Source organism: Nocardioides albidus (genome assembly GCF_006335005.1).
Classification (GTDB): domain Bacteria; phylum Actinomycetota; class Actinomycetes; order Propionibacteriales; family Nocardioidaceae; genus Nocardioides; species Nocardioides albidus.
Genome location: NZ_VDMP01000021.1, coordinates 1 through 20763 on the forward strand (window position 1 = coordinate 1; position 20763 = coordinate 20763).

Sequence of the window (20763 nt, forward strand, 5' to 3'; positions counted from 1 at the left end):
GGCCGGCGAGGCCCGCGGCCGCCTGCGCGCCCTGGTCGCCGACGTCTCGGGAGCCGAGGTCGACACGGTCGGCGTCGTGTCGTGGACCCTGCTGGCCGACGGCTGGCGAGCCCTGCGGCCCCATCACGAGGACGGCGTGCTGCGGCTCGAGATCCGTGCTGTCGCCGCCGACGACCTGGCCGCGGTCGTGGCCCCCGTCCTCGGGGAGGCGGCGCGATGAGCGAGCCGGCGGAGCGGACACACCAGCGCACCGACACCGCGCCGGGCCCCGAGGCCGAGGCCGAGGAGCACGCACGGCCGGTCACCGCGGTCGAGGCGGCGGACCTGGCCGACAAGTACGACCAGATGCTGCGCCTCGCGGACCTCTTCGACGACGCGGGCGCCCAGATGCGCGAGTGGTCGCAGGTCGGTCGCGACGTGCTGGCCGACCCCGACGTCGTCGACTCCGCGCCGCTCTCGCCCTCGACCTGGCGCACCGCCGAGGAGGAGGTGCGCGCGGCGACGACCGGGAAGGGCAGCCTCCTCAGCCGGTCGATCGAGCTGGACGCCGACGCCCTGGTGCTGCGCGCCACGGTGATGACCTACCGCTGGATCGACGAGCTCCAGGCGGCGGCGTACGAGACCCTCGGCTCGATCGCGGGCCGGGCGATCGGCTATCTCGCGCCCGAGGTCAACCTCGGCGGCGCGATCGTCGCCGCCGGCCTGATCGAGACCGACGCGCTCGACCGCGACGGCGTCGCGGCCTACCTCGGCGAGCTCGCGGAGGCCAACCCCGAGCTGATGGAGCACGTCACCACGGGCGGCGGCGTGCTCGACAGCCTGCAGATGCGGGGCCTGCTCACCGCCGCCGTGCTGTCGGGCGACACCGGCCGCTCGGCACGCGCCGGCGGACTGCGCGCCACCGGCATCGCCCCGCTCTCCGACGACTGGGGATCGGCGCTGCGCGACGTCGCCGTCGGCCTCGCGGAGAGCGCGCCGGCCGTCCCGGGCGCGCCGGCGACCCTCGACGGCGCGCAGGCGCCCGCCGGGCTGGGCGACCTGATGACGCTGCTCGCCCACGACCAGGGCGGGCGGGTCCGCGTCCTGCGCACGGCCCCGGGGCGGCTGCTCGCCTTCGTGCCGGACACCGCTCCCGCGCCCTCCGCGAGCCGGCTGCGCCTGGTCTCCGGCGACGCGTCGAGCGAGGCGTCCGCAGTGGTCCGCGCCCTCGAGGACGCGGTCGGGACCGGGACGGACGAGCCCGGCGAGCCCGCCCGCGTCCTGCTCGTGGGCCGGGGGAGCGGCGGCGCCGCGGCCCTCGAGCTGGCGGCCCGGACCGACCTGCCCGGCTTCGTCGTCGACCAGGTCGTCACCGCCGACGCGCCCGCGACCCAGCTCGCGCTCCTGCCGCCCGAGATCCAGGTCCTCTCGCTGGAGGACCGCAACGACCCGGTCGCCCTCCTCGGCTCGCTGATCAACGCGGGCGCGGTCAACCGCCTCACGGTCGTGTACGACGGCAGCTCGGACCCCGACGTGCCCGCCCTCGTCGCCGGCGGGCGCGCCGCCGACCGGGCCGATCACCCCGATCTGCGCGCAGCGCTCGCCCGCTGGCGCGAGGCGGGCTTCCTCCGCCCGGCCTGATCCGGGCCGACCCGGGCCGACCCGGGCCGATCCGGGCCGATCCGGGCCGATCCGGGCCGGCGACTCGACCCTCGCCGACTCCCCTACGGGGGTGCGCCTGCCGGCGCGCCCCGAGCGATCCCGGTCACACCCTCAGCGGAGGGCGTCGGCGGCAGCATGCCGTTTCTTCCGGATTTCCTTGACAAAACCGGGGTCAATGTACGCAACATGGTGTTGCGCTAACAGCGAGCACGCTCCCGATTTCGACGACGAGAACGGACCGAGGACTCATGACTGCGACGGCCGACGCACCGACCGACACCCCCACCGCGCACGACGTGGAGGGGCTCAGCTACCAGGAGACCCTGCGGGTGCTCTCCGAGGCGTCGGTCCACCAGCACTTCGACGCCTTCCTCGACATCGCCTGGGACAGCCCCGAGTTCGAGGTCGTCCCGAACGACCCGCGATGGGTCCTGCCCGAGGTCGACTCGCTCGGCGGCACCGACTGGTACCGGTCGCTGCCCCTCGACCGGCAGATCGAGATCGGCCAGTACCGCCTGGCCAACATCATGAAGGTCGGCCTGCAGTTCGAGCAGATCCTCATCGGCGGGATCATGAGCCACCTCATCCCGATGGGCAACAACCGTGCGGAGTTCCGCTACTCCACGCACGAGGTCACCGAGGAGTGCCACCACACCCAGATGTTCCAGGAGGGTGTGAACCGGATCGGCGTCGACGTCCAGGGCGGCCCCGGCTGGTTCATCAGGCTCGCGCCGTTCCTGTGCCTGGCCGGCGGTCCGCTGCCCAACATCTTCTTCTTCGGCATCCTCGCCGGCGAGGAGCCGATCGACTACCTGCAGAAGTCCGTGCTGCGCTCGGGCCACGACCTGCACCCGATCGTCGAGCGCGTGATGCAGATCCACGTGGCCGAGGAGGCCCGTCACATCGGCTTCGCCCACACCTACCTGGTCGAGCGGTCCAAGGACTACGGCCGGCTCCAGCGCTTCGGCCTGTCGCTGGCGTACCCGATCATCATGCGCCTGCTGTGCGACGTGATCATGAAGCCGACCAAGCGGATGCAGAAGGACCTCGGCATCCCCAAGGAGGTCATGCGCGAGGTCTACTGGAGCTCCGAGCGGTCCCAGAAGCTGCTGCGCGACACCTTCGGCGACGTGCGCATGCTCGCCGACGAGCTCGGCCTGATGAACCGCGTCTCCCGGATCCTGTGGCGCGCGCTCGGCATCCACGGCAGCCCGTCCCGCTTCCGCAGCGAGCCCAAGTCCGCCGCGGTCTGACCGTCCGGAGCTGACATGGCCTACGTCGTCACGCAGTCGTGCTGCGCCGACGCCTCGTGCGTCGTCGCCTGCCCGGTCAACTGCATCCACCCCGCCCCGGGCGAGCCCGGCTTCGGCACCACCGAGATGGTGTACGTCGACGCCACCGCCTGCGTGGGTTGCGGCGCCTGCGCGACCGCCTGCCCTGTGGGCGCGATGGTCCCGGACGCCGCGCTGACGACCAAGCAGCTGCCCTTCCTCGACCTCAACGCCTCCTACTACGACGCCTTCCCGCACGCGGACCGGACCCCGGTCGCCCTGGTCCCGCCGCAGCGGCGGCTGAGCCGGCCCGGTCCGTTCCGGGTGGCGGTGGTCGGCGCCGGTCCGGCCGGCCTCTACACGGCCGACGAGCTGCTCAAGCACCCCGAGATCACCGGCGTGGACGTCTACGACCGGCTGCGCACGCCGTACGGCCTGGTCCGGCACGGCGTCGCCCCCGACCACGCCTCGACCAAGCTCGTCACCCGGCTCTTCGAGGCGATCGAGCGGCAGCCGCGGTTCCACTACCGCCTCGGCGTCGACGTCGGCGCGGCCGGCGGGCTCACACTGGCCGACCTGCGCGCCCACTACGACGCGGTCGTGTACGCCGTCGGCGCCTCCGCCGACCGCGGCCTGGGGATCCCGGGCGAGGACCTGGCCGGCTCGGTGCCCGCGACCGCCCTCGTGGGCTGGTACAACGGTCACCCCGAGCAGCAGGACCTCGATGTCCCGCTCCACCACGAGCGCGCGGTCGTCGTCGGCAACGGCAACGTCGCCCTCGACGTGGCCCGCATCCTGTCCCGGCCCGTCGAGGTGCTCGAGCGCACCGACCTCGCCCCGGGCGCGCTCGACCAGCTGCGCGCGAGCAACGTGCGCGAGGTGGTCGTCCTCGGCCGGCGCGGTCCCGCGCAGGCGGCGTTCACCGTGCCGGAGCTGATCGGCCTGGCCGCCCTCGAGGACGTCGACGTGATCGTCGACGCCGACCCCGCCCTGCTCACCGGCGACGACCAGCGCAGCGCGCTGCTGCGCGACCTCGCCGAGCGCCCGGTCGACCCGGCCTCGACGAAGCGCCGGATCGTCCTCAGCTTCGCGGTCTCGCCCGTCGAGGTCCTGGGCGCCGACGGCCGGGTCACCGGCGTCCGGGTCGCCCGCAACCGGCTGGCCGAGGTCGACGGGTCGGTCCGCGCCGAGCCCACCGACGACACCTTCGTCCTCGACGCCGGGCTCGTGGTCCGCTCCGTGGGCCACCGCGGGACGCCGGTCGCCGGCCTGCCGTTCGACGAGCGCACCGCCACCGTGCCCCACCACCTCGGCCGCGTCGAGCCCGGCGTCTACGTCGTCGGCTGGATCAAGCGCGGCCCGGTCGGCTTCATCGGCACCAACAAGACCGACGCCCAGGAGACCGTCGAGACGATCCTCGACGACCTCGACGCCGGCCTGCCCGCCCCGACCGGCTCGGCTGCCGCCCTCGCGGCCCTCGTCGCCGAGAGGCACCCCGACGCCGGGGACCTCGCGGCCTGGCAGCGCCTCGACGCGGCCGAGCGCGAGCGGGGCGCCCGGTCCGGTCGTCCGCGCGCCAAGGTCACCGACCCGGCCGAGCAGCGCTCGATCGCCGCACCGCCTGCCGTCCGCCGCCGGAGCCTGCTCCGCCGTACCGTGTCGCTGACATCGTGAGGATCGCAGGAGGGGTCGCCATGGGGACGGCCAAGAACCAGCCCGACGGACGCAAGCGCCGCTGGCAGCAGCACAACGCCGACCGCCGCCAGGCCGTGCTCGAGGCGGCCCTGACCGTGCTGGCGCGCGACCTCGAGCCCGGCGCCGACCTCAGCGTCCAGCAGATCGCGGAGGAGGCCTCGGTGCACCGCACCGTGCTCTACCGCTACTTCGAGGACCGCACCGACCTCGACGTCGCCATCCAGCAGGAGATCTGCAACCGCGCCGGCGAGCTGCTGCTCGCCGCCGTGACCCTCGAGGGCACGCCGCGCCAGATCATCGAGCGGATCATCGGCGCGTACGTCGGGTGGGGTGCCGAGAACGTCGCGTGGATGCGCTTCGCGGAGCGCGACATCGCCGGCGCCTCCGTCAAGCCCCTCGACGACGCCATCGGCCAGATCGCCGAGCAGATCGAGCTGGTCATCGGCGGCTTCCTCGCCCTGCTCGACGCCGAGGTCGACGACGAGGACCGCGACGCGCTCACGCCGTACGTCTTCCTCCTCGTCGGCGGCGTCATGGCCGCCGTGCGCAGCTGGAGCTCGCGCGAGGAGCTCCGGCCCCCGGCGCCCCAGTTCACCCGGCTCCTCGCCGACGTCACCTGGCTGCAGATCGAGGGGCTCGCCGCCTCCCGCAACATCGAGGTGCCCGACGTCCCGGTCGAGCAGCTCCTCAACCTCAAGGAAGCCTGAATGAGCGACTCCACCACCGCCGCCACGCACCTCGACGTGCTGATCGTCGGCGCCGGCCTGTCCGGCATCGACGCGGCGTACCACGTGAGCAAGGCGTTCCCGGACAAGTCGTACGCCGTCCTCGAGATGCGCGACTCCCTCGGCGGGACGTGGGACCTGTTCCGCTACCCCGGCATCCGCTCCGACTCCGACATGCACACCCTCGGCTTCGGCTGGAAGCCGTGGAAGGGCACCAAGGCGATCGTCGACGGTCCCGACATCCTCGCCTACCTGAAGGAGGCGGCGGCCGAGAACGGCATCGACGAGCACATCCGCTACCACCACAGACTCGTGCACGCGGAGTTCTCCACCGAGGACGCCCGGTGGACGGTCACCGTGGAGCGCACCGACACCGGCGAGACGGTCGAGCTGACCGCCGGCTTCCTGTGGTCGGCGTCGGGCTACTACCGCTACGACGAGGGCTTCACCCCGTCCTTCGAGGGCGCCTCCGACTTCGAAGGACAGCTCGTCCACCCGCAGCACTGGCCCGAGGACCTCGACTACGAGGGCAAGCGGATCGTGGTGATCGGCTCCGGCGCCACCGCCGTCACCCTGATCCCGGCGCTCGCCGACTCAGGCGCCGGCCACGTGACGATGCTGCAGCGCACGCCGACGTACATCATCAGCCAGCCGGCGTACGACCGGCTCTCGGCGCGGATGTACCGCACGCTGCCCGACAAGGTGGCGCAGAAGCTGGTCCGCACCCGCTACCTCACCAGCCGGATCGCGTTCTACGAGTTCTGCCAGGCGCGGCCGAAGGAGTCGCGCGCGCTGCTGCGCAAGCTCCTCGAGCGGCAACTGCCGGACGACGTCGACTTCGACGAGCACTTCAAGCCGCCGTACGACCCGTGGGACCAGCGCCTGTGCGCCGTGCCCGGAGGCGACCTGTTCAAGGCGCTGCGCCACCACACGGTGGACATCGTCACCGACCACATCGACCGGTTCACGCCGAACGGGATCCTGCTGAAGTCGGGCAGGGAGCTCGAGGCCGACATCATCGTCACCGCGACGGGGCTCAACCTGCAGCTGTTCGGCGGCGCGACGCTCGCGGTCGACGGCGCCAAGATCGCCCCGTCCGAGACGATGGCCTACAAGGGTCTGATGCTCAGCGACATCCCCAACTTCGCGTTCATCATCGGCTACACCAACGCCTCGTGGACGCTGAAGGCCGACCTGGTGTGCGCGTACGTCGTCGAGCTGCTCGGCCACCTGGACCGCACCGGCGCCCGGGTCGTCGTCCCCCGCCGCGACGAGTCGGTCGCCGAGGAGCCCTTCTTGGACTTCGAGGCCGGCTACGTCATGCGCTCGATCGACTCGCTCCCCAAGCAGGGCTCGGTCTTCCCCTGGCGGCTGAAGATGAACTACTTCAAGGACATCCTGGTCTTCCGCAAGCCGGTGGCGGACGAGGCGCTGGAGTTCTCGGGCTGAGAGCGCTGCATGAATCCCCCGGATGTCCGGGGATTCATGCACCCCTCACCAGGCCAGATCGTGCACGAACTCACTGAGCTGGGTGAGATTCCGGCACTCGATCATCCGCACGATCTCGGCGTACGTCGGGGCGGCGGAGTCCCCGGTGCCCCAGTTGCGCTCGTGCTCGGGGTTGAGCCAGAAGGAGCGCCGGACCGAGCCCGCCAGCCGCTTGAGCGCGTCCTCGTGGAGGTCGCTGTAGTTGGAGCGGGCGTCGCCGAGGATGAGCAGGGTCGTCTTCGGGGTGAGGGCGTCGGCGTACTGATCCTCGAACTTGCTGAACGCGCGCCCGTAGTTGGTCCGCCCCCACAGCGCCGCGTGGGACGTCGCCGCGGCGAGGTCGGCGAGCACGTCGACCGGGTCGGCGCCCGGGCGGAAGTGCTCGGTCACCTCGTGCACGTGGTCGATGAAGGTGAAGGCGCGCATGCTCTGGAACACCTCGCGCAGCGCGAACACGAACAGCAGCGTGAACTGGGCGAAGTTGGCGACCGACCCGCTCACGTCGCAGAGCACGACGAGGTCGGTGCGGTGCGGCCGCTTCGGGCGGTGGTGGGTGGTGATCGGCACCCCGCCCGTCGCGATCGAGGCGCGGACGGTACGCCGGAAGTCGAGCGGCGCCGTGCGCTTGTGCTGGGAGTGCTGCTCCTTGACCAGTCGGGTCGCCAGCCGGCGGGCCAGCGGGAAGATCTCCTTGCGCATCTCGTCGAGGTCGGCGCGGCGGGCGGACATGAACGCGAGCTTGTCGATGCTGGGGCGGATCGCGACGTCGGCCACGTGGTCGGGGCCCTTCTCCTCCGCGATCCGGCGCCGGGCGTCGTCCTCGACCATCGCGGTGAACGAGCCGATCCGGCGGTTGGCCTGCCGGCGGGCGTCGTCCTCGTCGCTGTGACGCATCAGCCCGGCCACGATCTGGTCGATGAGCTGCTGCGGCGCGACCCGCTGGAGCGCGGTGTACGCCGACCAGGACGACAGGCCCGGGCCGCGACCGGGCATCGCGCCGAAGACGCCGACCATCTCGGCGGCCATCCGGCGCAGCTCGGCCTCGTCCATGTCCTGCGCCTCGAGGGCCTCGGCGAGCCGCTCCCGGAACTCCGTCAACGCGGCCGCGTTGTCGCGGACCGGACCGTCCGCGTCGGCAGCGTCCACCTCGGCCGCCGACGCCGCCGCGCCGTTGCCCACCATCGCCGGGTAGTAGACGTCGAAGAGGGCGTCGAAGGTCGTGCGCTGCGACTGCTTCTTGACCATGGTGGCCGCGAACGCGTCGCGGACCATGCCGCGGTCTCCCCAGCGGACGGCTCCGAGGGCCGCCAGCGAGTCGATGTCCTCGGCCAGCGAGACCGACAGCCCGGCGCCGCGCAGCGCCTCGACGAAGGCCAGGTGGCGGTCGAGGAGACCGGAGTCGTCGGTGCTCACGGTCAGGACCTCGCCAGCTTGAGCTCCTTGACCGCCCGCTCGTGGTCGGACTGGTGCTTGAGGACGGCGCCGAGGGTGTCCGCGATCGCCTTCGCGTCGAGGTCGCGGATCTCCAGCGCGATGAGCGTGCGCGCCCAGTCGACGGACTCGGCGATCGACGGCGCCTTCTTGAGCTCCAGCTCTCGCAGCCGGCCCACCGTGGCCACGAGCTGCTCGGCGATGCGGTCGTCGAGGTCGGGCACCTGCGACTGGAGGATCTGGCGCTCGCGCGCGGCGTCGGGGTAGTCGATGTGCAGGTAGAGGCAGCGGCGCTTGACCGCCTCGGACAGCTCACGGCTGGCGTTGGAGGTCAGGACGACGAAGGGCCTGCGGGTCGCGGCGACGGTCCCGAGCTCGGGGATGGTCACCTGGAAGTCGCTGAGCACCTCGAGCAGCAGGCCCTCGACCTCGATGTCGGTCTTGTCGACCTCGTCGATGAGCAGCACCGTCGGCTGCTCGCGGCGGATCGCCGTGAGCAGCGGCCGGGTGAGGAGGAACTCCTCGGAGAAGATGTCGTCGTGGGTGGCGTCCCAGTCGACGCCCTCCCCCGAACCCCCGGCGTTGGCGGCCTGGATCCGCAGCAGCTGCTTCTTGTAGTTCCACTCGTAGAGCGCCCGCGCCTCGTCGAGTCCCTCGTAGCACTGCAGCCGCACGAGGTCGGCTCCGGTGGCCCGCGAGACCGCCTTGGCCAGCTCGGTCTTGCCGACCCCGGCCGGCCCCTCCAGCAGCAGCGGCTTCTCGAGCGCGCCGGCCAGGTAGGTGGTGGTCGCGGTCGCGGCGTCAGCGAGATAGCCCGCTGCCTCGAGCCGGGTGGCCGCGTCGGCCGGTGCGTCGAACCAGGTCATGGGCTCATCCTGCCGTGCGGGTCCGCGGGCCGCCTCACGCGGTCGTGACCCGGCGGCCCTCCGGTCGTTGAGATCGGCAGTGGGGAAGACCCGGCGCCGGGCGCCGGCAGATGTTGACCAGCGGTGTGAAGGGGGACGACGTGAATACTTCTGTCGCGTCTCCGACCTGGCTGCGCGTCGCCGTCCATTCACTGCGTACGGCGACCACGGTCGCCGCACTCACCCTGCTCGTCGGCTTCGGCGCCGTCAGCAACGTCTCGTCGATGAGGCCCGCCGATCCAGCGCCCCGCGTCGACATGTCCTCGGGGCCGCTCGACGCGATGATGGAGCAGAACCGCTGCTCGGTGACCGGCTTCGACCGCGATGTCGTCCCGACCCAGGCGATCGTCCGAACGCCCGACGGCGCCACCGAGCTGGTGAGCTTCGACCGGGGCTGGGCGGTGTTCAGCGGCGAGATCGCCGGGGAGCTGGTCGCCGTCTGCCTGGGGCCCAGCGAGCGCGACGGTCTCTAGGATCGGTCCGTCCCCGCGGCGGCGATCGCGGCGAGGGTGCGGCGACGGCCGCGGTGACTGGTCGCGGCCGCGGCCGGCACTCCCGGCGGGAGTCCGATCACCGCGTCGGCCGGGGTGTGGAACAGCCAGAGGGACAGGATTCGGTGCCCCTCCCAGTCGCCCTCGGGCACCCGCAGTGACACGTTCTGGATCTCGCCGTCGGCGACCGTGCGGACCACGCGCATGAGCACGGGAGGCGCCTGCGGCAGGGCCAGCCTGACCTCGTCCCCCGCGGCGAGGGGGACGGACGCGGGGAACCGGACGGCGGCGCCGCCCGTCGAGACGTCGACGAGCTCACCGCGGTCGCCGTGCAGCTCGACGGCGGCCCGGATCCCGACCCGGTAGGCGTTGCGCCGGGAGGTGGCATAGGTGGGCGAGACGATGCGACGCATCCCGAGGCCGAGGGCCCCGGCCGCCATGACCAGCCACGCGGCCGAGGCGAGGGTGGCGCCGGATGACGCGCGCCAGGGCACCAGCCCGGCGAGCCCGGCGGCGGCGTACCCCAGGACCGCGAGCGCGAGGACGGACAGGACCCGCAGCGCCCGAGGGACCCGGCCGCGGGAGCGCTGCTCGGCTCCGGCCTTGGGGGTGACCTCGAACGACAGGGTCCGGCGGGTCAGCAGCCACCAGGTGCACGACAGGCCGACGGGGATGCGGAAGACCCGCAGCGCGAACGCCGGGGCCAGTTGGAGGTGGTGCCGGAAGAGGCGTCGCAGACCCCACACGCGCAGCACGAACATCGCCGTGAAGACCGCCGTGAAGGCGCCGACGCTCGCGGTGGACGTCTGGGCGCCGCTGAGGAGGATGGCGGTGGGGACGACGAACACGGCGATGGTCCCCACCCCATCGAGCCACCACAGTGTCCCGGAGAGGTACTCGTAGTAGTTGCGCCACGACAGCCAGCGCTTGGCCGCCCAGAGCCGTTCGTGGGCGAGGACCTGCATGGCGCCCATGCCCCAGCGGCGTCGCTGGAGCAGGTACTGCTCGGCGGTGGCGGGAGCGAGGCCGACCGCCAGCGTCTGGTGGTGGTAGACGGTCTTCCAGCCGTCCCGGATGAGGCGGAGCGTGGTGTGCATGTCCTCGACGATCGTGTCGGTGGCGACGCCGCCGACCCCGCGCAGGGCACGCAGCCGCAACAGGGAGGTGGAGCCGCACCAGAACGGCCCGGCGCCGTCGTGGTTGCGTGAGGCCATGAGGACGTGGAAGAACAGGCCCTGCTCACCGGTGACGCCGTCGTCGTCGAACGCGCCGGCGTTGTAGAACTCCTGTGGCCCCTGCACCAGCGCGATCTCGGGATCGTCGAACCAGCCGAGGGTGGCGGTCAGGAAATGCGGCAGCGGCACGTGGTCGCAGTCGAGCACTGCGATCACGTCGACCTCCGGGGCGCCCTCGGCGGCCTCCCGGGCCATGACGTCGAGGGCGTGGTTCATGTTGCCGGCCTTGGCGTGGTCGTGGACCGGCCGGCGGACGTAGCGGGCGCCGTACGCCGCGCAGAGGTCGGCGACCCAGTCGCGGTCGCCGTCGTCGAGCACCCAGGTCTCGTGGGCCGGCTCCAGGCGACAGGCCGCGGCGATGGTGGGCGCGATGACCTCGACCGGCTCGTTGTAGGTGGGGATCAGGACCGCCACCCGCAGGTGGGTCGAGGAGGCGGACACGGGTCGCGGCGCCACGCTGTCGAGGTTCCACAGGGTGACCAGGCGGACCAGCAGACCGATCAGGGGCAGGGCCTCGAACCCGACCAGGACCCACGCGGCGGTGCGGTTCCAACCGTCCGGCGGCAACGTGGCCGTGATCCGCCAGGCCAGGTAGGCCGTCACCGCCACGATGGCGACCACGCCGCCGATGCGGGCGAGCAGCCGGGTCCGTGGGGCCTCGGGGCCGGGCGCGCCGAGCGTGTAGGCCCATCCGGCCAGACCGGTGTCGCGGCGGAGAGCGACCGTCTCCGTCCGGGCTCTGTGTACGCCGCGCGGCGTGGCCGCGTTCCGGACAGACTCCATGGCACAACCCTCCCGAGATCGAACGCTCGCCATTCTGCACCGGTCATGCCCAGCGTCGAGGGACATGGCCGCCGACCGCAACGCCCGGCGCCGGATTCCGGCCGGTCGCCGGTCGCCGTAGTCCTCCCGGGCCAGGCCCGCGCGACCGCTCGGTCGGCCGGTCGGTCAGCTCCCTCTCGGGAGCCACACCATCTGTCCGGCGATCAGCGGGTGCCGGCCCAGGACGCGCCCGTCCTCGGGAGACAGCTCGAGCACCCCACCGGGAACCCGCAACGCCACCCGAGCGCCGTCGGGCGACCACACGATCGCCGCGTCGTCGTACGGGCGGTCGGTGTAGCGGTAGAGCGTGCGGGGTCCGGGTGCGGCGGATCCGGACAGGGTGACGGTAACGGCGCGGATGGACTGGGACTTCTCGTAGCCGCCGAGGTAAGCCAGCTCCTCGATGAACCCGAGCCGGGACCCGTCCGGGGACCACGCCAGGCTCCAGAGGTAGGCGAGCGGCGTCTTGCCGGCGGGGACCTGTCGGGTGTTCGTCACCGTGTGGACGAGCCGCGGGTCCCCGCCGTCGCTGTCGACGACCCGGATCCGGACCGCGCGTCCCGCTGGGGTGGGCCCGACGGAGACCACGGCGATCCGGGTCCGGTCCGGCGACCACGCCACGGACTGGACCACCTCGTCCGGGTCGCCCGGCTGGCTGTACTCGGGCGCGGCGAGCAGGTTGGAGAGGTCGATGGTGCGCCGCTCGTGGCCGTGGATCCCGACCACGGTGATCTCGCGGTCGTGGGGCAGGGAGATCTCGTCGCGGCCCGGGCCCAACGCGGGGTCGACCCTGTCGTACGGCGAGGGGAACCGCCCGAGGACGCCCGTGCGGTCGGCCACGCGCAGCGTCGTGACGAAGGGGGGCGGGTCGGCGTCGTCGCCGGTGTCGTCGCTCCGGTCGAGCGGCTGCTCCTCGAAGACCCCGATGCCCGTCGCCGGATCGACGTCGCGCGCCCAGATGACGCAACCGGCTCCTCGCGTGGCCACCTCGTGGTCGGCGGTGATGAGGGAGCAGGGCTCGAGGGCGCGCTCGAACATCTCCTCGGCGCGGACGATCCGGCCGTTGCTCGGCAGTTCGACGGGTGCGGTCGTCGCTGTCGTCGTCGGCTCCGGGGTCGGCTCCGGGGTCGGCTCCGGGGTCGTTGTCGGGGTCGTTGTCGGGGTCGTCGTCGGGGTCGACCGGCCGGCCTGCTGCGGGTCCTCATCCAGCCGGGTGAGCGCGAGTCCGCCGGCGACGACCAGGATCGCGGCGCCGACGGCGGCCAGCGCCCGGGGCCAGGCGGCGTTCCTGCGGATCCTCGTCGTCACGGTGTCCACCCCTACCCGCTCATTCCAGCCCGCGCAGGGCCTCGGCGATGCGCGTCGACAGCGATCCGTCGTCGTGGCCGAGCGGGAGCCGGTGCCAGGTGGCGCCGTCGTCGGTGCTGGCGTGCACGAAGAACTCCCACCGATTGACCAGGTTGCTCCCGTGCGAGACCCACTCGGTCACCACCATCCGTCCCGGTCGCGGCCACCCATCGGGCAGGTCCGTCCACGCCGCGGCCAGGCGCCCGCCGGGGCCGCAGTCGAGCCGACGCTCGTGCAGGCCGTCGGCCGTCAGCCAGCTGAGGCGGCAGGCGTCCGCGACGCCGAGCAGGAGGCCGTCGTACGCCGTCCAGGACCGGGGCCGGTCATCGGGGACGTCGACCGGCCGGATCGTGGCAACCCGGTCGTCGACGAGGTACAGGTTCTGCCGGCCCGCGCGTCCCGCCGGCCGCTCCAGCGCCACCACGCCCGGAGCCAGGCGTGCCGGGGCCGGGTCGCGAACCGTCCGGAGCGTGTACGCGGTGCCATCGGCCTGCAGGAGGCGGAACCGGATCGGGCCGCCGACGCGGGTGACGTCCTGCACGAGCACGGAGTCGCCGTCGAACGCCCGGGCGTTGACGCCGAGCCACCACATCCCGTCGACCACGAACCGCACGGCGTCGGCCACGTCGAACAGGGCCGACCGGCTGCCGTCGCTCACCTCGAGCGCGCGAGGCGTCCCCTGCAGCTGCGACATGTCGGCGTCGAGGGGGCAGGGGCCGCCGTCGCACAGGCCGTACAGCTGGACCTTCAGGCCGGTCGCCGGGTCGCGCAGCAACGGCGGACTCGGCGAGCCCGACCCGTCCGGCCAGCGCGAGCCGTCGTCGCGGATCTGGCGCAGGCGGCGGGTCAGGCGCGCGGGCAGTGGCGGGTCCGGCGCCGCGGCGTCGCGCACCGCGTCCGTCGGCGTCGGGGGGCCGACGGGCCGCACGGGGTCTTCCCCGCCGCGGGTCAGCGCGAGCACGCCGACGACGACCGCGACGACGGCGGCCGCCGCGACGAGGGCCGTCACCGCCTCGCGACGGTGCGGCCGGACGCCGGTGGTCACGGCGGCGAGCGCGTGGTCGACGTCCGGCGCAGGCAGCCGGTCGTCGGTGGCGCGGAGTCCGTCGCGGATGCGCTGGTCAATCGACATCGCTGCCCACCTCCTCGCCGAGCACGGCGGCCAGTCGTCTGCGGGCGTGGTGGAGATGGACGAATCCGGTCGAGGTCGAGCAGCCGACGAGATCGGCGACCTCGTCCATCGGCCGGTCCTCGAGATAGAACAGGACGACGATCGCCCGCTGCTTGGGCGGCAGGCTGCGGATCGCGGCGATCAGCTCGGGGTCGGGCAGGTCGAGACCGTCGGCGACGGTCGGGACGGTGGCGGCCGCCCGCTCGAGGGCGGTCCGGCGAGTGCGCCGCGACGCCTCGCGCTGTGCCTTGCGGATCGCCACCCGGCGTACCCACAGGTCGGGGCGGTCGAAGTCGCGCAGCCGCGACCAACCGCGGAAGAGCTCGGTGAACGCCTCCTGGGCGACCTCCTCTGCCGCGGCCCGGTCGTGGGTCACGAACCAGGCCGTGCGGACGACCTGGGGATAGGTCGCGGCGAACAGCTCGGCGAAATCCCCGTCCGACTGCGTCGAGCGCCGCGCGGACATCGGCACGACGTCCATCATGCTGGACTCGCCCGGCTCGGACACGAGAATCACCTCCACCTGTCAACAGCCGTGAGGGGTGGGAGACCTTTATTCGTCCCGGGGTCGACCACGAGCGGCGTCGGGTGCCGGAGCCGGCCTGCGGAGGACCAGCTCGTCCAGGAGCGGGATGCCGTGCGATCCGACGAGGGGGATGCCCGGCTTCAGACGGCGCGCGTGCGCCACGCCGTCGACGACGACCCGCTCGATCCGGAAGCCGTGGCGCTGGTAGACCCGGAGCGCGTCGAGGTTGTCGTTGGTCGTGACCAGCCACAACCCGACCGGGCCGACCGCCGCCGCGGTCGCCTCGACCAGGGCCCCGCCGATGCCGCGCCCGCGATGGTCGGCGGCGACCGCCAGGCAGCAGAGCTCCGCCGGGTCGCCGGCCGCCCACGTGGCGACCCCGACGACACGCGGCCCGTCGCACGCGACGACACCCGGCCGGTCGAGGACGTCGACCGGCTCGCCGAGCCGCACCTGCCGGCGGCCACCCAGCGCGTCGGCGAGCAGGATCTCCACCGCGGGGAGGTCCGCCTCGCACAGCTCCCGGAGGTTCGCCACCACAGCAGTATCGGACCTCGAGGAGGGGGCGACCATCGTTCCCGCGAAGGCCACGAACACGGCCCGAAACGACCAGTGGCCCCACGTTTCCGTGGGGCCACTGTCGCCGATGTCCTGAGACATCACATGGCGGTGACGGAGGGATTTGAACCCTCGGTGGACTTGCGCCCACAAACGCTTTCGAGGCGTTCTCCTTAGGCCGCTCGGACACGTCACCGCGGGGAACATTACCGGAGCGGTGACGGCGGCTCGAAATCGCGGTCGGCCGGAACGACGTCGAGCGGAGCCCGGCCGCCGGGCGGCGATGCAACCCGCTTGCAACCTCTGTGCGTCATCGTCGTGCGGAGAGACCCTCGTCATGTGGGAGACGCGATGGCCACCGGACTGAAGACGCGAGACGCGCGGCATCGCGGGATGCGGGCCGAGGTCGCGGCCTCCTGGGAGCGCTCCGCCGCAGCCGGGGTGGACGTCACCCAGCTCGAGGCACCCATCGCCCTGGAGACGCCCGACCTGCGGGGTCAGCGCGAGGAGCACGCCCTGGCGCGCGTGTTCCCCCTGCTCGACGACGTGCTCGGTCGCGAGGTCCGTGACTGCGGCGCGGTGATGGCACTGGCCGACGCGGAGGGCACCCTGCTGTGGGTGTGCGGTACGCCGGAGCGGCTGCGCGAGGCGGAGCGGATCGGCTTCGTCGAGGGGAGCAACTGGGACGAGCGCCTGGCCGGCACCAACGCCCCCGGGCTCGCTCTCGCGACCGGCCGCGACGCGGTCGTCACCCGCGAGGAGCACTTCCGCGCCGCGGTCCGCTCGTGGAGCTGTGCCGCGACGCCGATCCACGATCCGGGGACCAGCCGGCTGCTCGGCGTCCTCGACGTGACGGGCGGCGACGCGCTCGTCGTACCCCAGACCATGGCGATGGTGCGGGCCGCGGCGCGTCTCGCGGAGGCCGAGCTGGCCCGCCAGGCTCCACCTCCCGCGCGCGGCGGCCACGACACCGGGCTGCGGATCGTGCTCGAGCTGCTCGGCCACGACGAGGCGCTGGTGACGGTCGACGACGGTCGCGGCAAGCTCGGCCGGCTGCGGCTCTCGCGCCGGCACAGCGAGATCGTCGCGGTCCTCGCCTCCTCCCCCACGGGTCTGACCGGCGACGAGCTGGGCGTGCTGCTCTACGAGGAGGACGGCGGCACGTCGACCCTGCGCGCCGAGCTCAACCGGCTGCGCAACCTGCTCGGCGACGAGCTCCTCGCCTCCCGCCCCTACCGCCTCACCGCGCCGGTCAGCGGCGACTGGCTGGCCGTCGAGGCGCAGCTCGCGGCGGGCGACCTGCGCAGCGCCATGCGGGGGTACGGCGGCCCGGTGCTGCCGCGCTCCAGCGCGCCGGGCGTCGTCCGGCTGCGCGAGGGCCTGGCCGCATCGCTGCGCCATGCGCTGCTGCGATCCGGTCAGCCGGACCTGATGTCGGCCTGGACCCGCTCCGGGTGGGGACGCGACGACTACGACATGTGGCTGGCCCAGCGCGCCGTCGTACCGGCGAGCTCGCCGATGCGGGCGCTCGTCGAGGGGCAGATCGCGCGGCTGGACGCCGAACTGCGCTGAGTTCGCGCCGCTCGGGGAACGGCAACGGGCCTGCAACGTTGCGGCTCCTAACGTCGTGACCGCCGTCACAGCGCGGCGTACCGACCGACTCCGCCCGACTCCTTGGAGCACACCATGACCGTCTACGCAGCACCCGGACAGCCCGACTCCCTCGTCTCCGTCGCGAGCCGCTACGGCCACTACATCGGCGGCCAGTGGGTGGACCCGATCAAGGGCGACTACTTCGAGAACATCTCGCCGGTGAACGGCAAGGCCTTCACCGAGATCGCCCGGGGAACCGAGGCGGACGTCGAGGCCGCGCTGGACGCCGCCCACGCTGCCGCTCCGTCGTGGGGGAAGACCTCCACGACGGAGCGGGCCAACATCCTGCTCAAGATCGCCGACGTGATGGAGGCCAACCTGACCGCCATCGCCGTCGCCGAGACCTGGGAGAACGGCAAGCCGGTCCGCGAGACGCTGGCTGCCGACATCCCCCTGGCGATCGACCACTTCCGCTACTTCGCCGGCGTCCTGCGCGCCCAGGAGGGCACGATCGGCGAGATCGACGAGAACACGGTCGCCTACCACTTCCACGAGCCGCTGGGCGTGGTCGCGCAGATCATCCCGTGGAACTTCCCCATCCTGATGGCGGTCTGGAAGCTCGCGCCCGCGCTCGCCGCCGGCAACGCCGTCGTGCTCAAGCCCGCCGAGCAGACCCCGTGGTCCATCCTCAAGCTCATCGAGCTCGTGGGCGACCTGCTGCCGGCCGGCGTACTCAACGTCGTCAACGGCTTCGGCGTCGAGGCCGGCAAGCCGCTCGCCTCCTCGCCGCGCGTGGCGAAGGTGGCCTTCACCGGCGAGACCACCACCGGCCGGCTGATCATGCAGTACGCCAGCCAGAACATCATCCCCGTCACCCTCGAGCTCGGCGGCAAGAGCCCGAACATCTTCTTCGAGTCGGTCGCCGACCAGCGCGACGCGTTCTACGACAAGGCCCTCGAGGGCTTCGCGATGTTCGCGCTCAACCAGGGCGAGGTGTGCACCTGCCCGTCGCGCGCCCTCGTGCAGCGCTCCATCTACTCCGACTTCGTGCACGACGCCGTCGCTCGTGTGGAGCAGATCAAGCAGGGGAACCCGCTCGACGACACCACGATGATCGGCGCGCAGGCCTCCAACGACCAGCTCGAGAAGATCCTGTCCTACATCGAGATCGGCAAGGACGAGGGCGCGAAGGTCCTCACCGGCGGCGGGCGCAACGTCCTCGAGGGCGACCTCGCCGAGGGCTACTACGTGACGCCGACGATCTTCGAGGGCGACAACTCCATGCGGATCTTCCAGGAGGAGATCTTCGGCCCGGTCGTCTCGCTGACCGGCTTCGACGAGGAGGCCGACGCGCTCAAGATCGCCAACGACACGCTCTACGGCCTCGGCGCCGGCGTGTGGTCGCGCGACGGGTCGCAGGCCTTCCGCGCCGGCAAGGAGATCCAGGCCGGCCGCGTGTGGACCAACTGCTACCACGCCTATCCCGCGCACGCGGCCTTCGGCGGCTACAAGCAGTCGGGCATCGGCCGCGAGACGCACAAGATGATGCTCGACCACTACCAGCAGACGAAGAACCTGCTGGTGTCCTACAGCCCGGACGCGCTCGGGTTCTTCTGAGCCGGCGGGCTCAGCCCTCCGGCTCTCCGCTGTCCGCTGTCCGCTCTCCGCTCGCCGGGTTGCCGGCTTGCCGGCTTGCCGGGGACGTCATACGAACCGAGGCCTACAACCCACGCAACGTATGACGTCCCCGCGCAGCGGAGTCCCGCCGCCCCCACGCCCCGCAGACGTCATACGAACCGAGGCCCACAACCCACACAACGTATGACGTCCCCGCGCAGCGGACCACCACACACCACCCACCCCCACCCTCAACCACCGACCTCACCCCCGAAGGACCACCATGACCGACCGGGTCGACCTCACCGAGGCGGCGGCGGAGCTGCTGCGCACGCTCACCGAGGCGCACGGGCCGGTGATGTTCCACCAGTCCGGCGGCTGCTGCGACGGGTCGGCGCCGATGTGCTACCCCGACGGCGACTTCCTCCTCGGTGACGCCGACGTGCACCTCGGCGACCTCGACATCGGCCTCGAGCGGCCGGTGCCGGTGTGGATGTCGAAGGCGCAGTTCGGCTACTGGTCGCACACCCACCTGACGATCGACGTCGTGAAGGGCCGCGGGGCGGGGTTCTCGCTCGAGGCGCCGTACGGCGTGCGCTTCCTCATCCGCTCCCGGCTGCTGAGCGACGCGGAGTACGCCGAGATGCGGGACTGAACCCCGAGACCCGTCAGGACCGCGCCCGGGCGAGCCGGGCGTCGACGGCGGCGGGGCTGAGGACGGCCTCGAGCGCCAGGGCGGCACACCCGACGAGTCCCGCGCGGTCGCCGTACGTCGACGGGAGGAACTGCAGCTCGCGGGTGGCCAGCGCGGAGGAGCGGGCGTAGACCGCCTCGCGCACGCCGGCGGCGTAGACGTCGTACGCCGCCGCCATGTCGCCGCCGAGGACGATGGCGCGCGGGTTGAGCAGGTTGATGGCGACGGCGAGCACCTCGCCCAGCATCCGCCCGCTCTCGCGGAGCAGCTGCTTGGCCTCGGGGTCGCCGGCGAGCGCGTGGGCGACGAGGTCGCGCACGTGGTCGACCTCGCGGCCCTCCTCCCGCAGCCGGGCGACGAGCGACCAACCGGCCGCGATCGTCTCCAGGCAGCCGACGTCGCCGCACCTGCACGGGCGACCGGCGGCCTCGGGGATCTTGGTGTGCCCGATGTCGCCGGCGCCGCCCCAGGAGCCGCTGATGATCCGGCCGTCGGCGAGCACGCCGAGGCCGATGCCGGTGGACGCCTTGACCACCAACAGGTCGCGGATCGTCCGGGCGTGACCGAGGTACTCCGAGCGGGCGAGGGTGTCGGCGTCGTTGGCGATGAGGAGCGGCGCGTCCGCGACCTTCTCGAGGTACGGCGCGAGCGGGACGCCGTCCCAGCCGGCCATCACCGGGGTGTCGACGCTGACGCCGCGCTCGGGGTCGACGACGCCCGGCAGCGAGACGCCGATCCCCAGCACGGGCGGCAGGTCGGGGGTGAGCAGGTCGCGAAGGTGGTCGGCGACGCCGGGCAGCACGGCGTCGGGACCGGCGCCGACCTCGTGGTCGAGGGCCGACGAGGCCAGCTCGGCGCCGCCGAGGTCGAAGACCGCGAGCTGGGAGCGGGAGCGTCCGATGGCGGCGGCGAGGACCACGCCGGCGCGGGTGTTGAAGACCAGGCTGCCGGGCGGACGGCCGCCGGTGGAGGCGAGCTCGGCGCCGAGGACGAGGAGCCCGGCGTCGGCGAGCGCGCCGACCCGGGCGACCACCGCGGTGCGGGACAGGCCGGTGAGGGCGCGCAGGTCGGAGCGGGTCGAGGCGCGGCCGCTGCGCAGCAGGGCGAGCAGGTCCCCGGCCGTGGCGGACTCCCGCACTGCCGGCGGAACCCGCTGATCTGCCATGACCGGAGTGTAAGCCCGCCGAGTTCGATCCGAAAAAGACCTAAGTAGTGCTTCCGAAGAGCACGGTTTGGGCTTACGGTGGATGTCGTGAGCGCTTCCACTCCTGACTTGGCAGTCCCTGCCTGTGACTTCACCGTCTTCGGCGGCACGGGCGACCTCGCCCTCCGCAAGCTGCTCCCCGGCCTCTACCAGCGGGAGCGCCAGCGCCAGCTGCACCCCGACACCCGGATCATCGGCGTCTCCCGCCACGACCTCGACGACGCCGGCTACCGCGACCTGGTCAGCCAGGCGATCTTCCAGCACGTGCCCGAGGACCACCTCGAGGCCGGCGCGGTGCACCGGCTCGTGAGCCGGCTGCACCACCTCTGCCTCGACGCCGCCTCCGGCG

18 protein-coding genes, 1 tRNA gene and 1 pseudogene are annotated in these 20763 nt (G+C 72.7%); 11 read left to right on the forward strand and 9 right to left on the reverse strand.

Features of this window, described 5'->3' with window-relative positions; genetic code table 11:
- The 6 genes from FHP29_RS21635 to FHP29_RS07750 all read left to right on the forward strand — a co-directional run.
- Nucleotides 1–220 (forward strand): hypothetical protein (locus tag FHP29_RS21635; protein ID WP_158296513.1); only part of this gene is annotated, 220 nt, incomplete at its 5' end.
- Nucleotides 217–1620 carry a hypothetical protein gene (locus tag FHP29_RS07730; RefSeq protein ID WP_139622298.1) on the forward strand — a complete coding sequence of 468 codons (1404 nt, stop codon included), beginning with the start codon at nt 217–219 and terminating at the stop codon, nt 1618–1620. The genes FHP29_RS21635 and FHP29_RS07730, both read left to right, overlap by 4 nt.
- Nucleotides 1621–1889: 269 nt before the next feature.
- Nucleotides 1890–2894 (forward strand): AurF N-oxygenase family protein, encoded by a 1005-nt coding sequence (locus FHP29_RS07735; RefSeq protein ID WP_139622299.1) that lies wholly within the window; start codon nt 1890–1892, stop codon nt 2892–2894.
- 15 nt (nt 2895–2909) lie between these two features.
- On the forward strand, nt 2910–4586 hold the full coding sequence (locus FHP29_RS07740) for an FAD-dependent oxidoreductase (protein WP_139622300.1): 1677 nt from the start codon (nt 2910–2912) through the stop codon (nt 4584–4586).
- A gap of 20 nt (nt 4587–4606) precedes the next feature.
- A complete protein-coding gene (locus FHP29_RS07745) occupies nt 4607–5314 on the forward strand; it encodes a TetR/AcrR family transcriptional regulator (protein WP_139622302.1) in 708 nt (235 codons plus the stop codon).
- Nucleotides 5315–6781, forward strand: a complete 1467-nt coding sequence (locus FHP29_RS07750; RefSeq protein WP_139622303.1) for a flavin-containing monooxygenase — start codon at nt 5315–5317, stop codon at nt 6779–6781.
- A 45-nt stretch (nt 6782–6826) separates the two neighbouring features.
- On the opposite strand, the gene FHP29_RS07755 is transcribed toward FHP29_RS07750, so the two are convergent.
- Both FHP29_RS07755 and FHP29_RS07760 read right to left on the reverse strand, forming a co-directional pair.
- Nucleotides 6827–8233 (reverse strand): vWA domain-containing protein, encoded by a 1407-nt coding sequence (locus tag FHP29_RS07755; RefSeq protein WP_139622305.1) that lies wholly within the window; start codon nt 8231–8233, stop codon nt 6827–6829.
- 2 nt (nt 8234–8235) lie between these two features.
- Nucleotides 8236–9117, reverse strand: a complete 882-nt coding sequence (locus FHP29_RS07760; RefSeq protein ID WP_139622306.1) for an AAA family ATPase — start codon at nt 9115–9117, stop codon at nt 8236–8238.
- A gap of 140 nt (nt 9118–9257) precedes the next feature.
- Between FHP29_RS07760 and FHP29_RS07765 the strand changes: the two genes are divergently transcribed.
- Nucleotides 9258–9629, forward strand: coding sequence for a hypothetical protein (locus FHP29_RS07765; protein ID WP_139622307.1), 372 nt, complete (start codon nt 9258–9260; stop codon nt 9627–9629).
- On the opposite strand, the gene FHP29_RS07770 is transcribed toward FHP29_RS07765, so the two are convergent.
- From FHP29_RS07770 to FHP29_RS07795, 6 genes are all read right to left on the reverse strand, one after another.
- A complete protein-coding gene (locus FHP29_RS07770) occupies nt 9626–11665 on the reverse strand; it encodes a glycosyltransferase family 2 protein (protein ID WP_158296514.1) in 2040 nt (679 codons plus the stop codon). The genes FHP29_RS07765 and FHP29_RS07770 overlap by 4 nt on opposite strands.
- A 165-nt stretch (nt 11666–11830) precedes the next feature.
- Nucleotides 11831–13012 (reverse strand): TolB family protein, encoded by a 1182-nt coding sequence (locus FHP29_RS07775; protein ID WP_139622309.1) that lies wholly within the window; start codon nt 13010–13012, stop codon nt 11831–11833.
- 19 nt (nt 13013–13031) lie between these two features.
- On the reverse strand, nt 13032–14183 hold the full coding sequence (locus FHP29_RS07780) for a hypothetical protein (protein ID WP_139622310.1): 1152 nt from the start codon (nt 14181–14183) through the stop codon (nt 13032–13034).
- The gene (locus FHP29_RS07785) at nt 14173–14730 is read right to left on the reverse strand and encodes a sigma-70 family RNA polymerase sigma factor (protein ID WP_139622311.1); all 558 of its coding nucleotides are present in this window, start codon (nt 14728–14730) and stop codon (nt 14173–14175) included. The genes FHP29_RS07780 and FHP29_RS07785 overlap by 11 nt, the downstream gene beginning before the upstream one ends.
- A 45-nt stretch (nt 14731–14775) precedes the next feature.
- A complete protein-coding gene (locus FHP29_RS07790; RefSeq protein WP_139622312.1) occupies nt 14776–15285 on the reverse strand; it encodes a GNAT family N-acetyltransferase in 510 nt (169 codons plus the stop codon).
- 127 nt (nt 15286–15412) lie between these two features.
- A tRNA-Ser gene (locus tag FHP29_RS07795) sits at nt 15413–15502 on the reverse strand.
- A gap of 155 nt (nt 15503–15657) precedes the next feature.
- On the opposite strand from FHP29_RS07795, the gene FHP29_RS07800 reads away from it, so the two are divergent.
- The 3 genes from FHP29_RS07800 to FHP29_RS07810 all read left to right on the forward strand — a co-directional run bounded on the left by FHP29_RS07800 (nt 15658) and on the right by FHP29_RS07810 (nt 19171).
- On the forward strand, nt 15658–16878 hold the full coding sequence (locus FHP29_RS07800) for a GAF domain-containing protein (RefSeq protein WP_139622313.1): 1221 nt from the start codon (nt 15658–15660) through the stop codon (nt 16876–16878).
- 114 nt (nt 16879–16992) lie between these two features.
- Nucleotides 16993–18516 (forward strand): acetaldehyde dehydrogenase ExaC, encoded by a 1524-nt coding sequence (gene exaC / locus FHP29_RS07805; protein ID WP_139622314.1) that lies wholly within the window; start codon nt 16993–16995, stop codon nt 18514–18516.
- 283 nt (nt 18517–18799) lie between these two features.
- Complete coding sequence (locus tag FHP29_RS07810; protein ID WP_139622315.1) at nt 18800–19171, forward strand: DUF779 domain-containing protein; 372 nt, start codon at nt 18800–18802, stop codon at nt 19169–19171.
- 13 nt (nt 19172–19184) lie between these two features.
- Here the strand turns inward: FHP29_RS07810 and FHP29_RS07815 are convergent, their stop codons facing one another.
- On the reverse strand, nt 19185–20375 hold the full coding sequence (locus tag FHP29_RS07815; protein ID WP_139622316.1) for an ROK family protein: 1191 nt from the start codon (nt 20373–20375) through the stop codon (nt 19185–19187).
- A 108-nt stretch (nt 20376–20483) separates the two neighbouring features.
- Here FHP29_RS07815 and FHP29_RS22180 point away from each other — a divergent pair.
- A pseudogene (locus FHP29_RS22180) lies at nt 20484–20763 on the forward strand (glucose-6-phosphate dehydrogenase); the annotation flags it as partial.